The organism is Virgibacillus necropolis, assembly GCF_044793635.1.
Classification (GTDB): Bacteria; Bacillota; Bacilli; order Bacillales; family Amphibacillaceae; genus Virgibacillus_F; species Virgibacillus_F necropolis_A.
Genome location: NZ_CP084992.1, coordinates 1,904,514 through 1,926,968, shown reverse-complemented (window position 1 = coordinate 1,926,968; position 22,455 = coordinate 1,904,514). Strand labels below are relative to the sequence as shown.

General features: G+C 39.6%; 25 protein-coding genes. 24 read left to right on the top strand and 1 reads right to left on the bottom strand.

Features of this window, described 5'->3' with window-relative positions:
* Positions 1-28: 28 nt before the first annotated feature.
* Entirely contained in the window at positions 29-856 is an 828-nt protein-coding gene (paaX, locus tag LG329_RS09105; protein ID WP_404456253.1) for a phenylacetic acid degradation operon negative regulatory protein PaaX, read from the bottom strand.
* Positions 857-1,065: 209 nt separating this feature from the next.
* On the opposite strand from paaX, the gene paaA reads away from it, so the two are divergent.
* The 24 genes from paaA to rpiA all read left to right on the top strand — a co-directional run bounded on the left by paaA (position 1,066) and on the right by rpiA (position 22,107).
* The gene (paaA, locus tag LG329_RS09100) at positions 1,066-2,055 is read left to right on the top strand and encodes a 1,2-phenylacetyl-CoA epoxidase subunit PaaA (protein WP_404456250.1); all 990 of its coding nucleotides are present in this window, start codon (positions 1,066-1,068) and stop codon (positions 2,053-2,055) included.
* Positions 2,056-2,114: 59 nt separating this feature from the next.
* On the top strand, positions 2,115-2,477 hold the full coding sequence (gene paaB, locus LG329_RS09095) for a 1,2-phenylacetyl-CoA epoxidase subunit PaaB (protein WP_404456247.1): 363 nt from the start codon (positions 2,115-2,117) through the stop codon (positions 2,475-2,477).
* Positions 2,474-3,289 carry a 1,2-phenylacetyl-CoA epoxidase subunit PaaC gene (paaC, locus tag LG329_RS09090; protein WP_404456244.1) on the top strand — a complete coding sequence of 272 codons (816 nt, stop codon included), beginning with the start codon at positions 2,474-2,476 and terminating at the stop codon, positions 3,287-3,289. The genes paaB and paaC overlap by 4 nt, the downstream gene beginning before the upstream one ends.
* Before the next feature lie 146 nt (positions 3,290-3,435).
* Positions 3,436-3,942 carry a 1,2-phenylacetyl-CoA epoxidase subunit PaaD gene (gene paaD / locus LG329_RS09085; protein WP_404456241.1) on the top strand — a complete coding sequence of 169 codons (507 nt, stop codon included), beginning with the start codon at positions 3,436-3,438 and terminating at the stop codon, positions 3,940-3,942.
* 20 nt (positions 3,943-3,962) lie between these two features.
* Positions 3,963-4,268, top strand: a complete 306-nt coding sequence (locus LG329_RS09080; RefSeq protein ID WP_404456238.1) for an EthD family reductase — start codon at positions 3,963-3,965, stop codon at positions 4,266-4,268.
* On the top strand, positions 4,261-5,034 hold the full coding sequence (locus LG329_RS09075; protein ID WP_404456235.1) for an enoyl-CoA hydratase-related protein: 774 nt from the start codon (positions 4,261-4,263) through the stop codon (positions 5,032-5,034). Before LG329_RS09080 ends, LG329_RS09075 begins: the two co-directional genes overlap by 8 nt.
* A gap of 3 nt (positions 5,035-5,037) precedes the next feature.
* Positions 5,038-5,820 (top strand): enoyl-CoA hydratase/isomerase family protein, encoded by a 783-nt coding sequence (locus tag LG329_RS09070; protein ID WP_404456232.1) that lies wholly within the window; start codon positions 5,038-5,040, stop codon positions 5,818-5,820.
* A gap of 18 nt (positions 5,821-5,838) precedes the next feature.
* Positions 5,839-7,362 carry an aldehyde dehydrogenase family protein gene (locus LG329_RS09065; protein ID WP_404456229.1) on the top strand — a complete coding sequence of 508 codons (1,524 nt, stop codon included), beginning with the start codon at positions 5,839-5,841 and terminating at the stop codon, positions 7,360-7,362.
* A gap of 147 nt (positions 7,363-7,509) precedes the next feature.
* The gene (locus LG329_RS09060) at positions 7,510-8,382 is read left to right on the top strand and encodes a 3-hydroxyacyl-CoA dehydrogenase (protein ID WP_404456226.1); all 873 of its coding nucleotides are present in this window, start codon (positions 7,510-7,512) and stop codon (positions 8,380-8,382) included.
* A complete protein-coding gene (locus LG329_RS09055) occupies positions 8,382-9,593 on the top strand; it encodes a thiolase family protein (protein ID WP_404456223.1) in 1,212 nt (403 codons plus the stop codon). Before LG329_RS09060 ends, LG329_RS09055 begins: the two co-directional genes overlap by 1 nt.
* A gap of 15 nt (positions 9,594-9,608) precedes the next feature.
* Positions 9,609-10,385, top strand: a complete 777-nt coding sequence (locus tag LG329_RS09050; protein WP_404456220.1) for an enoyl-CoA hydratase-related protein — start codon at positions 9,609-9,611, stop codon at positions 10,383-10,385.
* A 29-nt stretch (positions 10,386-10,414) separates the two neighbouring features.
* Entirely contained in the window at positions 10,415-11,386 is a 972-nt protein-coding gene (locus tag LG329_RS09045) for an NAD(P)H-dependent flavin oxidoreductase (protein ID WP_404456217.1), read from the top strand.
* Positions 11,387-11,413: 27 nt separating this feature from the next.
* Positions 11,414-11,815: a thioesterase family protein gene (locus LG329_RS09040; RefSeq protein ID WP_404456215.1), complete on the top strand. Its 402-nt coding sequence runs from the start codon at positions 11,414-11,416 to the stop codon at positions 11,813-11,815.
* A 39-nt stretch (positions 11,816-11,854) separates the two neighbouring features.
* Entirely contained in the window at positions 11,855-12,997 is a 1,143-nt protein-coding gene (locus LG329_RS09035; RefSeq protein WP_404456212.1) for a Leu/Phe/Val dehydrogenase, read from the top strand.
* A gap of 118 nt (positions 12,998-13,115) precedes the next feature.
* Positions 13,116-14,111, top strand: coding sequence for an ABC transporter substrate-binding protein (locus tag LG329_RS09030; protein ID WP_404456210.1), 996 nt, complete (start codon positions 13,116-13,118; stop codon positions 14,109-14,111).
* Between the two features lie 35 nt (positions 14,112-14,146).
* Positions 14,147-15,121, top strand: a complete 975-nt coding sequence (locus tag LG329_RS09025) for an ABC transporter permease (RefSeq protein ID WP_404456207.1) — start codon at positions 14,147-14,149, stop codon at positions 15,119-15,121.
* 1 nt (position 15,122) lies between these two features.
* On the top strand, positions 15,123-15,917 hold the full coding sequence (locus tag LG329_RS09020; protein WP_404456204.1) for an ABC transporter ATP-binding protein: 795 nt from the start codon (positions 15,123-15,125) through the stop codon (positions 15,915-15,917).
* Positions 15,918-16,150: 233 nt separating this feature from the next.
* Positions 16,151-17,155, top strand: coding sequence for a LacI family DNA-binding transcriptional regulator (locus tag LG329_RS09015; RefSeq protein ID WP_404456202.1), 1,005 nt, complete (start codon positions 16,151-16,153; stop codon positions 17,153-17,155).
* A 47-nt stretch (positions 17,156-17,202) separates the two neighbouring features.
* Positions 17,203-17,769, top strand: coding sequence for a 6-phospho-3-hexuloisomerase (gene hxlB / locus LG329_RS09010; protein ID WP_404456199.1), 567 nt, complete (start codon positions 17,203-17,205; stop codon positions 17,767-17,769).
* 20 nt (positions 17,770-17,789) lie between these two features.
* Positions 17,790-18,428: a bifunctional 4-hydroxy-2-oxoglutarate aldolase/2-dehydro-3-deoxy-phosphogluconate aldolase gene (locus LG329_RS09005; RefSeq protein ID WP_404456196.1), complete on the top strand. Its 639-nt coding sequence runs from the start codon at positions 17,790-17,792 to the stop codon at positions 18,426-18,428.
* A 35-nt stretch (positions 18,429-18,463) separates the two neighbouring features.
* Complete coding sequence (locus LG329_RS09000) at positions 18,464-19,486, top strand: TRAP transporter substrate-binding protein (protein WP_404456194.1); 1,023 nt, start codon at positions 18,464-18,466, stop codon at positions 19,484-19,486.
* Between the two features lie 60 nt (positions 19,487-19,546).
* On the top strand, positions 19,547-20,032 hold the full coding sequence (locus LG329_RS08995; RefSeq protein WP_404456191.1) for a TRAP transporter small permease: 486 nt from the start codon (positions 19,547-19,549) through the stop codon (positions 20,030-20,032).
* Positions 20,032-21,318 carry a TRAP transporter large permease gene (locus LG329_RS08990; protein ID WP_404456188.1) on the top strand — a complete coding sequence of 429 codons (1,287 nt, stop codon included), beginning with the start codon at positions 20,032-20,034 and terminating at the stop codon, positions 21,316-21,318. The genes LG329_RS08995 and LG329_RS08990 overlap by 1 nt, the downstream gene beginning before the upstream one ends.
* Positions 21,319-21,402: 84 nt before the next feature.
* Positions 21,403-22,107 carry a ribose-5-phosphate isomerase RpiA gene (rpiA, locus tag LG329_RS08985; protein ID WP_404456185.1) on the top strand — a complete coding sequence of 235 codons (705 nt, stop codon included), beginning with the start codon at positions 21,403-21,405 and terminating at the stop codon, positions 22,105-22,107.
* Positions 22,108-22,455 lie beyond the last annotated feature (348 nt).

The following is a 22,455-nucleotide window of genomic DNA, read 5'->3' as shown; positions in this document are numbered from 1 at the left end:
TTAGGGTGGTTAACTTTAGTGTTGAGTGTTAACCCTGTTCAAACACCGATTCAAAGAACCGTGTAGCGGGTTTCTCAAGAATTCGGTAATACTCCCCAAACAGATGAGCTGCTGAGTCACCGATCCATTTTTCAGGTAATAGTTCCTGTGGGAGGCTTGGGTCAATGAATAGGAACTTTCTGTACTGATGTACAAGCAATGCCCGCTTAACAAAGCAACTTCCATCACTTAAATCTCCCTTTACGATATTGTGTTTGTCTATGATAAAGTCTTGACTATATTCCTTGATAAACTCGGAATATCGTTCATTAATCTTGTCTAAATCCCAGCACTTTTCTACTAAGCTTGCATGATCACTCATTCCTTCGTGTGTAGCCCGGAAAAAAGTAACGTAAGAACCGACTTCATATTTTTCAACCAGACGTTTAATTTGCTGCTCCATGGGATTTGGAGTGATCCAACAACTAGTAGACAAAGCGCCAAACCCACTCCAGATTAACTCCTGTCTTAATTCATCTCGCAAGTGACGTTTTTCCTCCGGGATTGTGTATATGAGCATTCTCCACGCTCCATCCCATTCAGGAGATTCTAATTTATAAATTCGCTTGGATGCTTCATCCATACGGGCTTCCCCGCGGTCTGTTAAAGAATAATAGCTTTTATTTCCTTTTTTCTCTGATTGAACCCAGCCTTGCTTACTCATGCGCGACATAGCAGCGCGTACGGACTGTTCATTATGGCCGAATTCTTTAAGCAATCTAATTAAACTTCCAATCCAGATTGCGTTGCCATAATGACTTATATAATCTCCGTAAAGTGTAAAAATCATTGAACGGGTGCTAACTGTTTTTTCCATTTGAATTCCTTCCTAATTACGCTTCTAACGATAATATTAAACAACCTGATAAGTATTGTACTATAAAAAATAGAAACATCCACTATTTTTAATTTAAATTGATTCATAATGTTTTAAAGTAATAGTAAAATATAGAAAATTTAGTTATTGATAACAGTATAACACTTTGTTATACTTGCGTTATATAAACGTTATAGGGAGATGTTGTGATGTATAACTATGTGGAGGACGCGGACTCGGTAACCAATGCGCATGTTGAAGAGGATCAAGAGAAATATGCAAGGTTTATGGCCCGTATCGAATCGGGTGAAAAAATAGAGGCTGATGATTGGATGCCAACAGAGTACCGTGAATCACTTATTAAACTCATTTCTATGCATGGAATCAGCGAAATTATGGGTGCACTTCCTGAAAAAGAATGGACACCAAAAGCTCCCACACTAAGAAGGAAATTAGGCATTATGGCAAAAGTACAGGATGAAATGGGCCATGGCCAGCTTTTATTGCGTGTAACGGAAGATTTAATGAAACCCTATGGAAAAAACAGAGAAAATTTGATGCAGGATCTATTAAATGGAGATTTAAAGTTTCATAATGTTTTTCATATGCCAACGAAAACATGGGCAGATGCTGGCATGGTTGGCTGGTTAGTTGACGGTGCGGCAATTATTTCCCAAACGAATATGCTAGACGCTTCATATGGACCGTACCAAAGAGCGCTTCAGCGTATATGTGCGGAAGAAGTATTTCATGCCCAGCATGGCGAATCGATAATCATGGCGTTAGCTGAGGGTACAAAAGCTCAACGGGAAATATTACAGGAGTCACTAAATCGTTGGTGGCCATCCCTATTAATGTTTTTTGGCCCAGGTTCGGCATCGACTACAGGTTCTTCAAAACAGGATGTGATGAAGAAATATCGTATACGTAAAAGCTCGAATGAAGAACTACGCCAAGCATTTTTGGATAAGTACTTACCGCGTGTTTTCTCTTTAGGATTAACTGTACCAGATGAAACCGTGCATTATGACAAGGAAAAAGAGGTTTGGATTTACCAACAACCTGATTGGGAAGAATTCAAACAAATTATCAAAAATAATGGTCCACGTTCAAAAGAACGATTACGTTTGCGGGAAATTGCATATGAAAACAATCGCTGGGTAAGGCAGGCATTAGCACCAGAGCCTGTTGGTTCATAGGTTGGAAGATTCTATAAACGACAGAACGAATATAGCGTTTTTAAGAGGGGGGAGAAATTATGGTGGGAAACCATGACGGGTCTAATTTTTACCAGGAATATGAAGTGTTCAGCAAAAAAGGCGTAAAGGCACCGATCCAGCACCAATTTAGTTTACTTGCACCAAACGAGGAAATGGCACTGAATATGGCTCAGGAAAATTTTATGCGTCGAGAAGACGTGATAGATGTGTGGGTTGTAAAAAGGAGTAATATTCGTTCAATGAGTAGTGCGGAACGGCAGCAATGGACGAAACGCTTGGATAACAAAGAGTATCGGACAACAAAAGGATACGGTTATTTAAGGAAAAAGTGGAAGGAAAAAGAACAGGGTATGTTGGATGAAAAAGAAATCATGTCCTGGAAAGAGGTGAAAAAGTCATGACGCAAAAGCAGTCGGCGACACAAGCGAAGCAAGACGCTTCATATTTGAAAGCATTAACTGAATTGCTTTACCAACTAGCGGATGATGACCTTGTCGTCTCATTTCGAGGTTCTGAATGGTTAGGGCTAGCGCCGCATATTGAAGCGGATGTTGCTTATTCATCGATTACGCAGAACACGATGGGTCATGCAGTTTTGTATTATAACTTGTTAGAAGAATTAGATGCAGGGGCAGCTGATGTACTTGCACATGAACGTTCGCCAGAAGAGAGACGGAACGCTACTTATTTGGAAAAAAGAAATGGGGAAGGCGCTTACTTTGAAGAACCGTATTATGATTGGGCTCTTACCGTCGTTCGAAACTATTTGTATGAGGCTTTTAAAAAAGTAAAATTGGAAGCGGTTTCAAATGGTTCTTATCAGCCACTTGCTATGGTTGCTCAAAAAGTATTAATGGAGCAAACATATCATTTGGCGCATTGGAAAATGTGGATTAAACAACTTCAGGGATCAACAGAGGATGCTCAAACAAGGATTCAGTCAAGGGTAGAGGAAGCATGGAATGAATTTCAGGACGTTCTAGAGTTGGGGTCTGAAGCCGATGCAATGGAAGAGCATCAGTTAATCTGCGGGGAGGATACCTTGAAAGAACGATGGCTGGAAGAAGTATCAGCAACATTAACCGTTACACCAACTTCCCCACTAAGCAAGAAGTACGGCAGTGGCAGGAATGGTGAGCACACGGCTGATCTAGAGCAAGCCTTACAAACACTTGCTGAAGTATATAACAGCGATAAAGAAGCAATATGGTAGAAAAGAAAAGCGGATTGGCGGATATCGCTGCGTAATGGCCGATATAGTTGTAAATCGGCAGATATCTCATCGGATTGAGGTACAAAAACGTAATAATGCTAGGCCGAAAATCCTTCAATGACACCAAGTGAAAGGAGTGAACGCTCATGACGCAAAAACAAAAGGAAAAGGAAATACACGCAGTATTACGAACAGTTGATGATCCTGAACTTCCCTCAGTCAGTGTTGTAGATCTTGGCATGGTTTATAGTGTCGATGTAAATGAAAACAGGGTCTCCGTTACAATGGTGCCAACCTTTGCAGGGTGTCCTGCACTCGATTTCATTGAATTAAATGTGAAAAAAGCAATGGAAGCAGTTGATTGGGTACAAGATTGTCACGTAGAGTTTTCCTTTAAACATAATTGGTCGACTGATGCTATTACCGCTGAGGGAAAGGAAAATTTAAAAAAACATGGCATTTCCCCACCTCCTGAAAACTATCATCCAGGAGATGAATGGACGGTTGATTGTCCTTATTGCGGATCTGATTATACATCAATGGATAATGTTTTTGGACCAACAGCTTGTCGAAGCATTTTATACTGTGGGTCCTGCAAAAATCCATTTGAAGCTATGAAACCAGTAGTAAAGCAATCTACTATTAAAAGTTAATAGAAAAGGAGTTTTAAATTATGGTCAAACTAATCGCTTTATACAAACAACCGGAAGATAAGGAAGCTTTTGACGAGCATTATTTTAATAAACATACTCCAATTACAAAAGAAATACCTGGTCTAAGAGAAATGAAAGTAACAAAAATTGTAGGCTCTCCAATGGGGAAAAGTGAATACTATTTGTTATGTGAAATGTTTTATGATGACCATGAGTCTTTGCAAAAGGCTATGAAAACAGATGAAGGAAAGGCTTCTGGAAAAGACGTGATGAAGTTTGCGGGCGACATTGTAACCTTAATGATTGGTGAAGAACTGAATGACTGAGGCACATATAAAAGTTGCTAGAGAGGATACAGTAGGGATTATTCAACTATATCGTCCTGAAGTAGCCAACGCTTTGAACCGAAAGATGGTTGATGAAATTGTAAACCAAATGGAAGAGTTTGACCGTGATGATTCGATACGAGTTATTTTGTTAAAAGGTAATGAAAAGGCGTTCGCAGCTGGTGCTGATATTGATGAAATGGTGGAAGAAACTGCCTTAACTTTAGAGCTTGCAAATCCATTCGCAGTATGGGATCGCATGACATTAATTAAAAAGCCTACTATTGCAGCGGTAAAAGGATTTGCTTTAGGGGGTGGCTTTGAACTGGCCCTTCATTGTGATCTGATTGTGGCAGCCGAAAATGCCAAATTCGGTTTTCCTGAGGTAACACTTGGGATAATGCCTGGGGCAGGTGGTACACAGTTTTTAGCAAAAGCAATGGGGCGGGCAAAAGCGTTGGAATGGATTTGGTTAGGTCAACCAATGAGTGCTGGGGAAGCATTGCAATATGGTGTCATTAATCGAGTCGTTGCGGCTGAGTTGGTGGAGGAAGAGTCTATGAAGCTAGCAAGCCAACTGGCGAAGCAGGCACCAATATCTATGCGTCTTATCAAAGAGGCGGTGGATGCAGCGGGTGATTTGTCTTTAATTGAGGGGTTGAAATTGGAACGGAAGAACTTTTACTTAGCTTTTGCTTCTGAAGATCAAAAAGAGGGAATGGAAGCTTTCATAGAAAAACGTAGACCATCTTTCAGGGGAGTGTGAGAAATGGGAAAAGACTACCAAACTATTATCTATGAAAAAAATAATGCTGTTGCGTCAATTGTTTTAAACCGACCGTCATCGTTTAACGCTTTTACAAGGGAAATGAACAAAGAAATTATTCATGCGCTAAAACTAGCGAGTAAAGATGAAGCGGTAAGATGTATTGTCATTAAAGGAGAAGGAAAGGCATTCTGCGCTGGTGAGGATTTGGCCGGAGTAGATGAGGATACCGATCACGGAAATTTTCTTCGTACCCGTTACCATCCGATGATGAAGGCAATCAAACAAACGCCTAAGCCAATCATAGCAGCAGTTAACGGTATTGCAGCGGGTGCGGGAATGAGCCTTGCATTAGCAGCCGATTTTAGGTTGGTGAAACCAGAAAGTAAATTTGTTAGTGCTTTTATGAACATAGGATTGATACCTGATTCGGGCTTCCTATATGTTCTGCCACGCCTTATCGGCTATGCGAAAGCACTTGAAGTGTCTGTACTTGGTAAACCAATTACAGGGTCTGAGGCACATCAATTGGGACTTGCAACAGAGGTGATTGAATCCACGGATTGGGAAGAAAAGGTGGCAGCATTTGCTGAATCTCTAGCAGCATTGCCAACTCAATCATTCTCATTAATCAAACGTTATATGATGGACGGCATGCATCTCCCTTATGAAGAAATGATGGAAAAGGAAGCACAGGCACAACGTATTGCTGGCAAGTCTAATGATCATCAAGAGGGATTACAGGCTTTTAAAGAAAAACGCAAACCGAACTTTGTCGGAAATTAATAGAAGGAGTGACGAGAAATGGAACGTACAGTAGCAAAAGAAGCAGTAACAGAGGTTAGACCAATGAAACGTGATCACTATGCGATGATTATTAATGGGGAACGCGTAGAAAGCAGTTCAAGTGAAGTGTTTGAAACGTATAATCCAGCAAAAGGAGAGGTACTGGCAACCGTTGCTAAAGCAAATAAAGAAGATGCAGAAATGGCAGTACAAGCAGCAAGGAATGCATTTGATCATGGGAAATGGCGGAAGTATCCAGTTGGCAAACGTTCACGTGTGTTAAATAAAATTGCAGCAATTATGCGCGAGCGATTTAATGAGCTTGTTGAAATGGAAGTTTTAAATAGTGGAAAAGCAGCGAGTGCTGCACAGATCCAAATTAACCAGTCGATAGAGGACTTTGAATTCTACGCTGGCGCAATTGTTGGCCATCGTGGGACTGTCAATAATATGCCTTATGGATTTTTTAACTATACAAACAAAGAACCAGTTGGTGTTTGTGCACAAATTATACCTTGGAACTATCCAATGATGATGGCAGCGTGGAAGATAGCACCTGCGATAGCTACTGGTTGTTCGGTTATCATCAAACCGGCTAGTCTAACGCCAATTACAGCCATTATTCTTAACGAAATATGCCATGAAGCAGGTGTACCAGAAGGGGTAGTCAATACAATTCCTGGTTCAGGCAGTGTCGTAGGAGATTATCTGGTAGAACATGATGATATCAATAAGGTTGCTTTTACAGGTTCAACATCAACAGGAAAAGATATTATGGCAAAGTCCTCACAAACAATAAAGCGCCTTACACTTGAGTTAGGTGGGAAGTCACCAAATATCGTCTTTGAAGATGCTGATTTAGAAGCGGCTATACCAGGTTCTTTGTTCGGTATTTTCTTTAATACCGGACAGTCATGTGAAGCTAGGTCGAGAATGTTTGTTCATGAATCGATTTACGATGAGTTTATGGAAAAATTTATTGCTAAAACAGAGAAATTGCAATCAGGAGACCCTTTTAATAAAGGAACACACCTTGGCTCCATTATTAGCAATGATCAGGTGGAAGTAATCGATGCATATGTTCAATCTGCTAGAGAAGCTGGTGCAACGATTGCTACAGGCGGTAAAAAGGCAACAATTGAAGGTTTTGAAAACGGACATTGGTATGAACCGACCGTTATAACCGATGTAACACCAGACATGAAAGCTGTTAAAGAAGAAATATTTGGTCCAGTAGTTGTAGTAGAAAAGTTTAGCGATGAAAAAGATGTTGTCAAGCGTGCAAACGATACGAGATATGGATTAGGTTCATCAATCTGGACAACTAACCAAGCACGAGCAACACGTGTTGCTCACAAAATTGAAGCTGGAATCGTAATGGTCAATAGTCCATTTTCGGCATTTCCTGGGACACCATTTGGAGGATATAAACAATCCGGATTCGGTCGAGAACTTTGTGTCGAAACCCTTGATCTATATATGGAAGATAAAAGTGTTCTTTCCTATTACGGGCCAAAACCAATCAATCCATTTGGAGTTTAATTATAAAAGCGGAGTGGACTCGCCCAGCGACGAAAAGCATAGACAAGAGACCGTAGAGCACATGGTCTTTCGTGCTCAAGAGTCTAATGCCTATGTCTCGAGTCCCCGGAGTAGGATGTAAATTTTTAAAGGAAGGGAAGGCTGACCATGGCAATTCAAAACGTTACTGTCATGGGAGCTGGTGTAATGGGGCGGGGCATTGCGTATGTCTCGGCCCTTGCTGGTTTCCATACGACATTGGTTGATATATCTGAAAAGCAGTTACAGGAAGCATATGAACACGCGAAACAGACAACTCAAAAAGGAATTAAAAGAGGGAAGCTGACAGATATACAGGCGCAAAATCTATTAGACAATCTACATACTTCGTTACATTTTGAAACCACAATAGAATCGGCCGATCTCTTAATTGAAGCAGTTCCAGAAAAACGGGAGCTAAAGAAAAGCGTAATGGAAATGGCAGAAGAGCATGCACCAGACCACACAATTTTTGCCTCAAATACGTCGACCATTAGCCCAACAGAAATAGCTTCCTTTACAAAACGCCCTGAGAAAGTAGCGGTGATGCACTTTTTCAATCCTGTTCATTTAATGCCTCTCGTGGAAATTGTAAAAGGACTGGAAACGAGCGAGCAAACGGTAAAAATCATTCGCGAATCTGCTGAGAAGATGGGTAAGGAAACTGTTGACGTGAATGAGTTTCCTGGGTTTGTCACAAGCCGAATTAGTGCAATGGTTGGAAATGAAGCTTTTCACATGCTGCAAGAAGGCGTGGCGACAGCGGAAGATATAGATAAAGCGATTCGATTAGGCTTAAATTATCCGATGGGTCCATTTGAACTTGGTGACTTAGTTGGACTGGATGCGCGTCTAAATAATTTAAAATATCTGCATGAAACACTTGGGGAAAAGTTCCGACCCGCTCCTCTTCTTGAACAATACGTCAAGGCAGGCCGACTTGGACGAAAGTCAGGAAAAGGAGTTTACGACTATACGAGCAAAGGCGAGTTGATTAAATAATGAGAGAAGTAGTTATTGTAGATGCTGTCCGTACCCCTTTTGGTAGGTATAAAGGTGCGTTAAAAGATGTTCGCCCCGATGATTTAGGAGCAACTGTCATTAAAGCGCTTGTTGACAGAAATTCTGAACTTCCGGTTGAACAAATTGAAGATGTCGTTTTGGGTAACGCCAATCAGGCTGGCGAAGACAACCGTAACGTGGCCAGAATGTCGGCATTGCTAGCGGGGTTACCTGTCACGGTAGGGGGAACAACGATTAATCGTCTATGTGGGTCAGGTTTGGATGCCGTAATGTACGCGGCACGTGCAATCGCGATTGGAGAAGGGGATATCTATATTGCAGGTGGCACGGAAAGCATGTCACGCGCACCATTCGTGATGGCCAAACCGGAAAAAGAGTTCCCACGTGGCAATATGGAACTTTTCGATACGACGATAGGTTGGCGTTTTACAAACAAGAAGCTGGAAAAAATGTATGGATCGGATACGATGCCACAGACAGCTGAAAATGTGGCACAGCGTTATGAGATAACTCGTGCAGAACAGGATCAGTTTGCTTTTGAAAGTCAGCAGCGTGCTAAAAGAGCAATGGAGGAAAATAAATTCACAGATGAAATTGTTCCAGTCGTTTATACGGATCGTAAAGGCAATGAAGTAATAGTAGAAAAAGATGAGCACCCACGTCCAGAATCAACGCAAGAAAAACTAGGGAAATTAAAGCCGATTTTTGAAGGTGGAACAATTACAGCAGGAAATGCTTCAGGCGTGAACGATGGAGCATCTGCTTTACTAGTAATGAGTGCAGAAAAGGCAAAGGAACTGAACCTCAAACCACTAGTGAAATATAAAATTGGAGCCACCGCTGGATTGGAACCGGAAGTGATGGGTCTTGGTCCAATTTACGCATCGCAAAAAGCACTTGAACGTGCCAGTTTAAAGGTAAGTGACGTAGGATTAATAGAATTAAATGAAGCATTTGCGTCTCAGTCGCTTGCATGTATTCGTCAGATGGAATTTGATCAACAAAAGGTTAATGTGAATGGTGGTGCAATAGCGTTCGGTCACCCACTAGGTGCAAGTGGTGCTCGTATTTTAACAACGCTAATTTATGAAATGAAGAGGCAGCAAACAAAATATGGTCTTGCAACGATGTGCATCGGTGTCGGTCAGGGCATCGCAACTATTGTAGAAAATGTAACGGAAGAGCATTAAAAGGGGTAAAAATCGATGGAGACTGTTTTATTCAAAAAGGAAAATAATATTGCATACGTTACAATCAATCGAGAGGAAGCATTGAACTGTTTCAATTATGAAACACTTCACCAGCTTCAGCAGGTGACGGATGCTATTCATCTTGACGCAGAGATGAAAGTAGTAATTTTTACAGGTGCTGGGGAGAAAGCTTTTAGTGCCGGAGCTGATTTAAAAGAGAGAAAAAATCTATCTGAAACAGAAGTCAGGCGTAATGTTAAAGCAATTCGGGATGTATTTACCAGTATTGCGGAATTACCGCAGCCAACAATTGCTGCGGTAAATGGCTATGCGTTTGGCGGTGGATTTGAATTGATGATCGCCTGTGACTTTTCAATCGCCATTGAAGGAGTGAAAATGGGTCTGACTGAAACAAGTTGGGCAATCATTCCAGGGGCCGGTGGTACGCAACGTCTGCCAAGATTAGTCGGTGAAATGAAAGCGAAAGAGTTAATTTTTACCGCTAAAAAATTCACGGCCGAAGAAGCGCTTGATCTTGGTATAGTTTTACAAGTGGTGGAAACCGGAAAGTTACTTGCTACTTGCGAACAACTAGCTACTGCTATGATGAAAAATGGTCCGATTGCTATTAAACAAGCGAAACATGCGATTACTCAAGGAATGAATACAGATTTACATACAGGACTTGCGATCGAATCAAAAGCATATGAAGTAATCATTCCGACAGAAGATCGTATGGAAGCGTTGCATGCTTTCAACGAGAAAAGAAGCCCAGAATTTAAAGGGAAATAAATGGGCATATGATTTGAGGGGGAGGAATCATGAATCCAGTTTGCAAACTACTTAATATTAGCTATCCAATCATCCAAGGTGGAATGGGGAATATTAGCAATTCACAACTAGCGACTGCTGTTTCAGAAGCGGGGGGGCTTGGAACAATCGGTTGCGGCACCATGTCACCGGATGAAGTAGAAAAAATAATCCTTGAAACTAAACAGAATACAGACAAACCATTTGCCGTAAACATTGCAATTAGTGTGACACCACATGTTAATGAATTAATAGCGTTAGTGATTAAACATAATGTAGATGCGGTCACCCTTTCTGCAGGAAATCCGTCATCTTACATTCCGCTTTTTCACGAACATAACATTAAAGTCATCGCGCTTGTTGCATCTGTCAAACATGCTAAAAAGGCCGAAGAAGCCGGTGCTGACATTCTTGTGGCGGAAGGGTTTGAAGCAGCGGGGATTAACTCACATCTTGAACTTACTACCTTTACATTAATTCCACAAATCGTACAGCATGTAAAGGTTCCTGTATTAGCAGCTGGTGGAATAGGAGATGGAAAAGGATTAGCAGCTTCTTTCATGCTTGGTGCGAGTGGTGTCCAGATAGGTACTCGTTTCATTGCGACGAAAGAAGCACCGTTTCATGAGGACTATAAGAGGCGGCTTATCGAAGCTGAAGACACCGGAACAATGATTATCGGCCGACCGGTTGGACGGGTCAGGCGAATTTTGAAAAACCCTTATGCTACAAAGCTATTTAATTTTGAAAAAGAGGGAATGACAGTCGAGCAATATGGCGAGTTAACGTCAGAAAAGCTGCACGTTTTAGGTGCGCTTAAAGGTGATATGGAGAATGGTTTCATCAATAGTGGGCAAGTGGCAGGATTAATCAGACACATACCTACTGTCAAGGAATTGCTCGAAGGAATGGTTAAAGAGGCAAAAGAGCAAATGAACCATTCAGCTAATCTATTAGATGCCATTCAAGAGGAGAATGTATAAATGAGCTTAACGATTTGGGGTGATTAGATGAAATCAGGAATGGAAATAGGCAGAACCGAAACAATCGAGATAGAAGTCACAGAAGATATGTTTGCAAGCTTTGAAGGAAATGTGGTACATCCTGTTTATTCTACGGTTGCAATGGTATACCACATGGAATGGGTCTCAAGAAAAATCATTCTTCCATTCTTAGAGGAACATGAGGAGGGGATGGGGGCTGCCGTTCAATTAAAGCACATTGATCCGTCCCCTCTACATTCAAAAGTGAAATTAACAGCAACCCTGATTGAAAACAAAAATAATCAGCAAGTTCTTACAAAAGTTGAGGCATTCAATGAACATGGCTTAATAGGAAAAGGCGAGGTCAAACAGGTGATTTTGCCAAAAGATTTAATCAGCCAGAAACTATCATCAAAACAAACCTATTAAATGTGTTTATAACTATTTCGTCAATATTGGGGGTCTTGGATGAGCTTCGTAACAGAATCAAGCATAAATGAGGATTTTGTTTTTCTGGATAAAATGTCTGAACATGAGCAAGTAGTATTCTGCAATGACAAAGCCACTGGGCTAAGGGCCATTATTGCTATCCATAACACAACTCTTGGGCCAGCACTCGGCGGTTGTAGAATGCAGCCTTATCGGAGTCTTGATGCGGCACTTAATGATGTACTTCGTTTATCAAAAGGAATGAGTTATAAATGTGCTGCGGCAGATGTAGATTTTGGTGGAGGAAAAGCCGTTATCATTGGTGATCCTCTCACAGATAAGTCACCAGAGCTTTTCCGTGCTTTTGGTCAGTTTGTTGAATCACTGGGTGGTCGTTTTTATACAGGTACAGATATGGGGACTACCATGGATGATTTCGTTTATGCCAAAAAAGAAACCAATAACATTGTAGGGGTTCCAGAAGCATATGGAGGCAGTGGGGATTCTTCAATTCCAACAGCCACAGGGGTGTTAGGCGGTATTAAAGCAACAAATCAAATACTCTTTGGCAAAGACAATCTACAAGGTGTCACATATGCGATTCAAGGACTTGGTAAAGTTGGTTTTAAAGTGGCGGAAGGACTGCTTGATGAAGGTGCAGACCTTTATGTGACTGATATTAATGAAAAAAGCATTCAAGCGATTCAGGAAAGAGCGAAAACAATGTCGGGATCTGTCAAAGTAGTAAGTAATAATGACATTTATTCTCAAGAAGCGGATGTTTTTGTTCCATGTGCGTTTGGCGGCATCGTGAATGATGATACGATTTCTCAATTTAAAGTGAAAGCAATTGCCGGATCTGCAAACAATCAATTGGCAACAGAAGAACATGGTATCCAGCTAGCAGAAAAGGGAATTCTGTATGCCCCTGATTATATTATTAACTCAGGGGGGCTAATTCAAGTTGCTGATGAGCTTTATGGGGCAAATAAAGAAAGAGTACTGATGAAAACAAGAGAGATTTATAACGTAATTCTCAAGGTATATCAAGAGGCTGAGCTTAATCAGATAACGACGATGGAAGCGGCCAATCAAATTTGTGAAAAGCTAATGGAAGGTAGAGGGAAAAGAAACAGTTTCTATACACCATCAATTAAGCCTAAATGGGACATTCGGAAATAGTTTTAACGTGTTATCCGGTATGTCTAAAGGCCCAAATAAGACTTGACTCAACGGCAGGTTCTGATATAATGTTAGAAAATATTCTAAAAATTATAATATCTATTTGGGGGGAAATGTAATGAAAAAGGGTCTACTATTAATAGCAATAGCAATGATTAGTATGATGGTTTTAGTAGCTTGTAGTTCGGATGAATCTTCAGAAGCAAGTGGGGACGGTGAAGGAAAGACATATAAAGTTGGGGCAACTCAAATTGTTGAACATCCATCACTTGATGAAGCCTACAAAGGGTTTCAAGCAGCATTGAAAGACGCCGGATTAAATGTAGAATATGACTTACAAAGCGCACAAGGGGATCAGAATAATGTAGCCCCAATTGCTAATAACTTTGTTGCAGATAATGTAGACCTGATTTTTGCCAATTCCACACCAAGTGCACTTGGAGCAGTACAAGCGACAAGCGAGATTCCTATCATTTTTACATCTGTTACAGATGCAGTAGGAGCCGGATTGGTTAAGTCGATGGATGAACCTGGTGAGAATGTTACGGGTGTACTCGATCTTCATCCCGATGCCATTCAAAAAACGGTTGAATTTATCGATGCGAATTTCGAAGGTGCTAATGTCGGATTGATCTATAATTCGGGGGAGCAAAACTCTATAAGCCAAATTAAAGATGTAAAAGCAGCTGTTGAGGGCACAAGCTTAAGCCTTTCCGAACGTACAGTAGCTAGTTCCGCACAAGTGAAGCAAGCGGCTACTACACTCGTTGGTGAAGCAGATGTTTTCTATATCATAACGGATAATACGGTAGTTTCCGCATTGGATAGTGTTATAGGTGTAGCGAATGAGCAGGATATTCCACTTATAGTTGGCGAACCAGATTCATTGAAAAAGGGTGGATTTGCCACTTTCGGAATTGACTACCACAAAATTGGATATCGATCTGGAGAAATGGCTGCAGCGATTTTAACAGGAGAGAAAACAACGAAAGACATCCCTGTTGAGTATCCAGCAGAAATTCAATTATTTATTAATAAACAGGCTTCAGAAAAACAAGGTGTTGAATGGAACACGGAGTGGGATGAAAAAGCAAAACTTGTAGAGCAAGAATAGATTAATACTTAACTAGACGCGAACAGGAGGATATCATGCTTATATCATTATTTGGTGCTGTAGAATCAGGCGTAATATACGCAATCATGGCTTTAGGAGTTTACTTAACCTTTCGCGTCTTGGATTTTCCAGACTTAACCGTGGATGGGAGTTTTGTTACTGGTGCGGCAGTAGCATCCATTTCAATGATTAATGGGGTACCACCAATCTTAGCAACGATCCTAGCAGCATTTGCAGGATTTCTAGCTGGTTGTGTAACAGGTGTGCTCCATACAAAAGGGAAAATTAATGCGCTACTGTCAGGAATAATAATGATGATTGCCCTATATTCTATTAATTTGCGGATCATGGGCCAACCCACACTATCGTTATTACGTGAATCAACAATCTTTAAACAACTGGAATCTATTTGGGCAGCGACTGGTATCGATACATTTTTAAATGGATTATTAGCAATGCTTGGTATAGAACAATTACCTGGTACTTGGTCAATAGTTATCTTGATGATAGTAATAACATTCGTTATCAAATTGTTAACAGACTATTACCTAAAGACTGATGTTGGTCTGGCGCTTCGTGCGACAGGTGACAATAAAAAGATGATTAGAAGTCTGTCAGCTAATACTGACTCCCTCATTATTGTAGGTGTCGGGATTTCAAATGCGCTTGTTGCGTTTTCCGGGGCATTAATTGCTCAACATGGAGGATTCGCGGACGTCGGAATGGGAATTGGAATGATTATTATCGGACTTGCATCTGTAATAATTGGAGAGGCTTTGTTTGGTACGAAAACGATTGCCAGAACAACAATTGCTGTCATCGGTGGGGCAATCGTCTATCGGATTGTAGTAACCCTAGCGCTTCGTGTTGAATTTCTAGAAACGGGTGATATGAAGCTAATTACTGCTTTACTGGTAATTGCAGCTCTAGTGGCACCAAAAATACTGTCTGCTCGTAAAGAAAAAAAGCGGCGTATGCAAAAACGAGCCCAGCTTAAGATGGAGGTGTAACATGCTTCGATTACAGGATATTGCGATTACGTTTAATGAAGACACCCCTGACGAAAAGAAAGCATTGCAATCTATCAATCTGGAACTAGAAAAGGGGGATTTTGTCACTGTTATCGGAAGTAACGGGGCAGGAAAGTCTACCTTAATGAATGTCATTTCCGGGAATTTAAGTCCTGATATTGGGGATGTATATATCAATGATAAGCAAGTCGTCCATTTGCCCGAATATAAGCGCTCAGCATTCATTGGTCGTGTGTTCCAGGATCCAATGTCAGGGACATCACCATCAATGACAATTGAGGAAAACCTGGCGATGGCCTATACACGTGACAAAAAAAGAATACTAAGACCTGGAGTGACGGCAAAACGAAAAAAGTTGTTCAAGGAATACTTAGTAACATTGAATTTGGGATTGGAAGATCGTCTTTCAGCAAAAGTAGGTTTACTTTCGGGGGGAGAACGCCAAGCACTTTCGTTATTAATGGCCACTTTTACCGAACCAAAAATACTGTTGTTGGATGAGCATACTGCAGCATTAGACCCAGCACGTGCAGAGCTAATTACGAAGCTTACGCATGATGTGGTGGAAAAATTTGAACTTACCACGTTGATGGTTACGCATAATATGCAACAGGCTTTAGACTTGGGAAATAGGTTAATTATGATGGATAAAGGTCAAATTATTTTTGATGTAGCTGGTAAAGAAAAACAGCAGCTAACGATTGAAAAACTATTGCACGAATTCCAGCGAATACGCGGAGCCCAGTTTGAGAGCGATCGGGCTGTGTTGGGGTAATTTGTGAATAAATATTGATGGAGAAGAGGCTAACTCATTTGAGTTTAGTCTCTTTTTCTTAATATTATTCTTATAAAAGATCACTGGAATAAAAAGACAATTCTAAAATAAATAAATTAATTACAAAAAACTGTTGTAAAACGCTTTCATTTATTTTATACTTTACTAAATCGGTTTACTAAACCGGTTTAGTGATAAAAAACAGTATTAAATATGACATAGGAGAAAATTAAATGAAAACGGTTACGATTGCAGATGTGGCTGAATATGCAGAGGTATCAAAAAGCACAGTCTCCCAATATTTGAACAAACGATATGACTATATGGCTGTCAAAACGAAAAAGAAAATAGAATTAGCTATTGAAGAATTAGGTTACCGACCAAATATAGTAGCAAGAAGTTTGAAACAAAAATCTACCACTACCATTGGTGTAATTGTGGCGAATATTTTACATGAATTTTCAACACAAGTAATTCGATCGATAGAAGATGTGTGTAATGAACTAGGTTTTCATATTATTGTGTGTAATGCAGATGACGAGCCAATTAAGGAAAAGAAGTATATTGAGATGCTTCGAGCGAAACAAGTGGATGGCATCATCGTCTTCCCAACTGGGGATAATGTTGAATTGTACAAACGGATGGTTGAGGAAAATTATCCAATCGTATTTATGGACCGAAGAATTCCAGAAGTACCGGTAAGTTCAATCATGTTGCACAACGAAAATGCAGCATCAATTGCAGTAGAAGAATTTATATCACAGGGGTACAAGCGAATTGGAATTATTACTCCTTCGACAGTTGAAAAAATAACACCAAGGTTGGAACGCATAAGTGGATACAAACAAGCGCTGCAAAAACATAATCTACCTATTGTTCCTGAGTATATTAAAAGTTTAGATATTCACCACATACAAGAAGGATTAAAAGAAATGCTGGAGTTACCAAAACCGCCTGAAGCGATTCTTGCTATGAATGATTTAGCTTTAATAGAGATTTTAAAATATGCCAAAGAAAATGCTATCAAAATACCAGAAGATGTTGCCTTGATCGGAATTGATGATGTTTCATTTGCAAGTTTTTATAATCCCTCTTTAACGACGATAGCTCAACCAACATTTGAGATGGGGAATAAAGCTGCGCAATTACTTTTAAATAAAATTAAAAAGACTAATACAGAGGATACAGAGGAAATCTATCGCTTTGAACCTGTATTAATAAAACGTTCATCTTGCTAGTTAACAAATTTTACAAATAAAAGCGCTAATAATTAACACGAAAGGGGATGAAGATTTTGAAAACAATCATTCATACCGTTGCAGATGAAATCACAAATGTCTTAAAACAAATTGATGAAAATGAAGTCATCCAGTTAGGAAATGAACTTCAGAATGCAAACCGAATTTTTATATCTGGAACTGGTCGTTCAGGCTTAATTGGAAAAGTATTTGCTATGCGCTTAATGCAAAGTGGGTATCAGGTTTTTGTGGTAGGAGAAACCATCACGCCAAGTATAGAAAGCGATGATTTATTAATCGTAATTTCTGGATCAGGTAGTACAGGTTCTTTAGCACAATTCGCACAGAAAGCAAAAGAAGTTGGTGCTAAATTGGCTCTTGTAACTACAAATAGAGATTCCAAAATCGGTCAACTTAGTGATTGTACCCTATTCATTCCTGCAGCAACGAAAAAACGTGAAGCGCATGAGCCTAAAACGATACAACCACTTGGAAGTCAGTTCGATCAGTCAGCACATTTAGTTTTAGACGCATTAATGGTTCACCTTTTACAAAATAAAAGGGATGAACAAAGTAATGCACAACTAAATAAACTACATGCAAATTTAGAATAAAAGAGAGAGAGGATGAGACGATGGTTGTTATTGATAGAATCAGAGAAAATCCTATTGTTCCAGTAATCCGAAAGGCTAATGAACAAAACATTATCCCAATAGTAGATTCTTTGTATAAAGGTGGAGTCAAAACAATTGAAATAACTGCTGAAACACCGAAAGTTACGACTCTGATTGAAATGGTGGTTAACGAATTTGCCGATAAAGTTTTAGTAGGTGCAGGCACCGTATTGGATGCAGAAACAGCTAGAGCGGTCATCATGGCGGGGGCAGCGTTTATTGTATCCCCAACACTGAATACAGAGACTATAAAATTTTCGAACCGATACGGGATATTAACTATTTCTGGTGCTTTGACGCCAACAGAAATTCTAACTGCCTATGAGCACGGAGCAGGAATGATAAAGGTTTTTCCGGCAGATGTATTTGGTCCCAAGTATATAAAAAGTATCCATGGGCCACTACCGCATATTCCTTTAATGGTAACGGGAGGCATTACACTGCAAAACATGAATGATTATTTCAATCTAGGGGGTGTTGCAGTAGGTGTTGGTAGTAATCTAGTAAATGCTGACAAGCTCCAAACAGCAGAAGATTATCAACGATTGACTGAAACAGCATCACAGTTTGTAAATAAATTAGATGAATTAAAGCATTAGTTTTTATCTAAATAAAAACCAAGGAGAGATTTAACATGAAAAAGTTTAAGTTAATTCCATTTGTATTAATACTATTAGCTTTCGCAGTACTTGCGGGATGCGGCGATGATAAGGGTTCAGGTGAAGGTGGCGACAAAATAAAAATAATTGCAGCTCATAACCAGACATCACCAAAGAATCCTTATCAAGATGGATTATTAAAATTTAAAGAAGTAGCTGAAAAAGAATCAAATGGCAAAATTGAAGTAGAAGTACACGCTGGAACTCTTGGAACCGAGGAGTCAGAGCTAGTTGAAAAACTTAAATTAGGTGCTGCTGATGTTGTACTTGTTTCTCCAGGTTTCATGACCCAAACAGGTATAGAAGAGGTTAATTTATTTGCCTTTCCATATCTATTTGAGAGTTATGACCATTGGGAAAAAGTAGTAGATGGCGAAGTTGGAGATAAAATGGCAAAAATCATTAATGAAAAGTCAAACAATGATTTTAAACTTATCGGTTATTGGACTGCAGGAGTAAGACATTATTATGGTAAAAAACCAATAAATAAAATGTCTGATTTAGATGGTATGACAATTCGTACACAAACATCTGGTGTTGTTGCTGATTATTGGAAACAAACGGGCGCTATTCCAACTGATGTGGCATGGGGTGAATTATACCAGGCACTAGAGCAGGATGTAGTAGATTCAGCAGAAAATGCTTATCCATACTTTGTACAGCAAAACCACCATACAACAGCTAATGGTAAGTATATTACAGAAACTGGTCATGATTACACAACTAGATTCTTATTAGTAAACGGTAAAAAGTTTGATAATTATACTGATAAGCAAAAGGAAACTATTTTAAAAGCCGCTGAGGCATCGGTTAAAGCAGAAAGAAAAGCACTTTATGAGCAAGAAGAAGAATACAAACAAAAAGCAATTGACGAAGGTGCAAAAGTTAACCAAATCGACAGAGAACCATTCATTGAATTAGCTATACCACTACAAGATAAAGCAGCTAAAGAGATGGGTGTAGAAGATATGCTACAAAAAATTAGAGATGCAAAATAACAACTAAAGTAAGGACACTTTATGTGTCCTTTCCTTTAGGCTTCGTTAGGAGGCTATACAATGAACCGTTTCGTTAAAGCACTTGAAAAAGTGCAATTGACAGCAGGTGTTATATTTTTATCCATATTCTTTATCGTTATTATGATACAAATTGCAACACGGCATTTAGGAATTCCGGCAATTTGGACTGTAGAAGTGGCGAACTATTCCTTTATTTGGGCAGTCTTCATGGGTGCGTCGGTAATGGTAAATAGAAGAGAACACTTTAATTTTGATTTCTTTGAAAAAAAGTTAAAACGCAAAGCTAGACTATCCCTGGGTATTTTCAATGATCTTATTCTCATTTTATTTAATTTTGCTATTTTCTTTTATGGTATAAAAGTTGTTCAAAACTTTTGGGATTATAATTGGGTGGCGTTACCGGAAATGAAGATGGGGTATGTCTGGATTTCCGTCCCTATCATGGGTATTACAATGGTTATCTATTCGCTTTCCCATTTATTGAACCATATAAAGTTATTACAGGGTAAGGAGGTGCAAGAGTAATGGGATTCATATTGTTAGGTCTATTTATTGTATTAATGCTAATAGGGATACCCATTGCTTTCGTTATTGGTATTGTAGCTCTTGTAGGTATTTTTGATATACCGTATATCCCTGAACTTACGGTTCCAATGAAAATGTTTAATGGATTAGATTCATTCGTTTTGTTAGCAGTTCCATTATTCATTTTAGCAGCAAACTTAATGAACTCCGGTAAGATTTCAGTAAAATTAATAGAGCTATCTCTAGCAATAGTAGGGCCAATTAGAGGTGGATTAGCTCATGCAAACATTTTAGTATCGATGATGTTTGCAGGTGTATCAGGGGCATCACAAGCTGATACAGCAGGAGTAGGAAAGATTCTTATCCCTAGTATGAAAGAAAAAGGATATGACAAAGAAACAGCCGTTGCAGTAACAGCAGCCTCCTCAACAATTGGAGTTGTCATTCCTCCAAGTATTCCGATGATTATTTTTGCTGGATTAACCAATGCATCAGTAGGAGCACTTTTCCTTGGTGGAATTGTACCAGGAATATTGATTGGATTAAGTATGATGGTTTTCATCTATATCATGGCAATCAGAAAGAAATATCCAAGATATGACCGTGTGGCCGTTGGTAAGTTTCTCAAATTACTAGTTGAAACGATTCCTGCATTGTTTACACCTGTTATTATTATTGGTGGAATTATTTCTGGGTTTTTCACAGCAACTGAAGCTGCAGCAGTAGCTTCCTTATATACACTTCTAATAAGTATGTTCTTTTATAGAACGTTAAAGCTTAGTGATATTCCTAAGATATTAGTTGATACCTTGGCACTTAGTTCGTTATCCCTCTTTGCATTAGCAGCAGCAAGTGCTTTAGGTGAATTGATGAGTTACTATCGATTGGGAACATTAGCACAAGAATTCTTTGCTAGTAACATTGATGCTAAGTGGGTATTTATACTAATTATTATTGGATTCTTCTTATTCATAGGAACATTTATGGACGCTATCCCAGCGATGATCCTATTCGTTCCAGTTATTTTACCAACAGCAATTCAGTTTGGTGTTGACCCAATTCATTTAGGATTAATAGTAGTAATCACATTGGCGGTTGGTCTAATAACACCACCATATGGGTTGTGTTTATTACTGGCGGCGAAGATAGGGGATCTATCCATTGAACGTTCTCTAGTAGCGGTACTACCATATATTGCTATTATTGTTGTAGTGTTACTCTTTATTGCTTTTTTCCCGGATGTAGCATTCTATATTCCAAAAATGATTAACCCGGGATTATTCTAGATAAAAAAATCAATTACACAAGTGGCTCCAGTTAACTATTGGGGCCATTTGTTGGTTTTAAAGAAATAGGTAGGTGGGAAGAAAGTGGATAATCAAAAAAAGATTGCAGGTGAACATTCCGTTCAATTTATTGAAGATGGAATGACAGTTGGATTAGGTTCGGGAACAACGGTTTACTGGATGATGAAAAAATTAGGTGAACTAGTAAAAAAAGGATTAGTTGTACATGGTGTACCTTCCTCCCGGAAAACGGAGAGATGGGCACACGAATTTGGAATTTCTTTAAAAACGCTCGCTGAAATAGATGAAATTGATATAGCAATTGATGGTGCTGATGAAATTGATGGACAGTTAAACCTTATTAAAGGTGGAGGGGGATCACTCGTTAGAGAAAAAATAATTGATTCATTTGCTAATCATTTAATTATCATTGCAGACGAATCAAAAATGGTATCTGAACTAGGGAGTTACCCTTTACCAATAGAAGTAACCCCCTTTGGATGGGAAATTACAGCAAAAAAAATTTCACAATTAGGATGCAAACCTGAAATTAGAGTGAAAGATAATCAAGTTTTTATTTCGGATAATGGAAACCATATACTTGATTGTAGGTTTGAGCGTATTTCAGATCCCAAAACGCTTCATGAAAATTTGAAGCTATTAGTCGGAGTAGTAGAAACGGGATTGTTTATTGAGATGACAGATAAAGTTATTATTGGGAAAGATCAGGAAATAGACATTATAAATTATGGCTGTATTCCCAAAGATTGTTGCTTTATAAGAGAATAGATATAGACTGCGACATAACCAAAAATCATGTTCTGTGTCCTGCAACCGCTGCGGAAAAAGCACTACGCTTTCCGCGGGCTTGCGCTGAGCCTCCTCGATCGCAAAGAACGCTCACTGCGGGGTCTCAACACTTCGCTTTCCCGCAGGAGTCTCCGTGTTTTTCCTTCGCTAATATGGTGTCTGAAAGCAGTACCATATAGCTCCTTTCACTATTATGGCAGTTGATTGGAGCGGAGGACAGTTGACTCCTGCGGGAACAGCACGAGTCTGAAGACCCCGCAGCGGTGGTCTTCCGCGAGGAGGCTGAAGCCGTGCCCGCGGAAAGCAACTGTCCGCAGCGGAAATCAA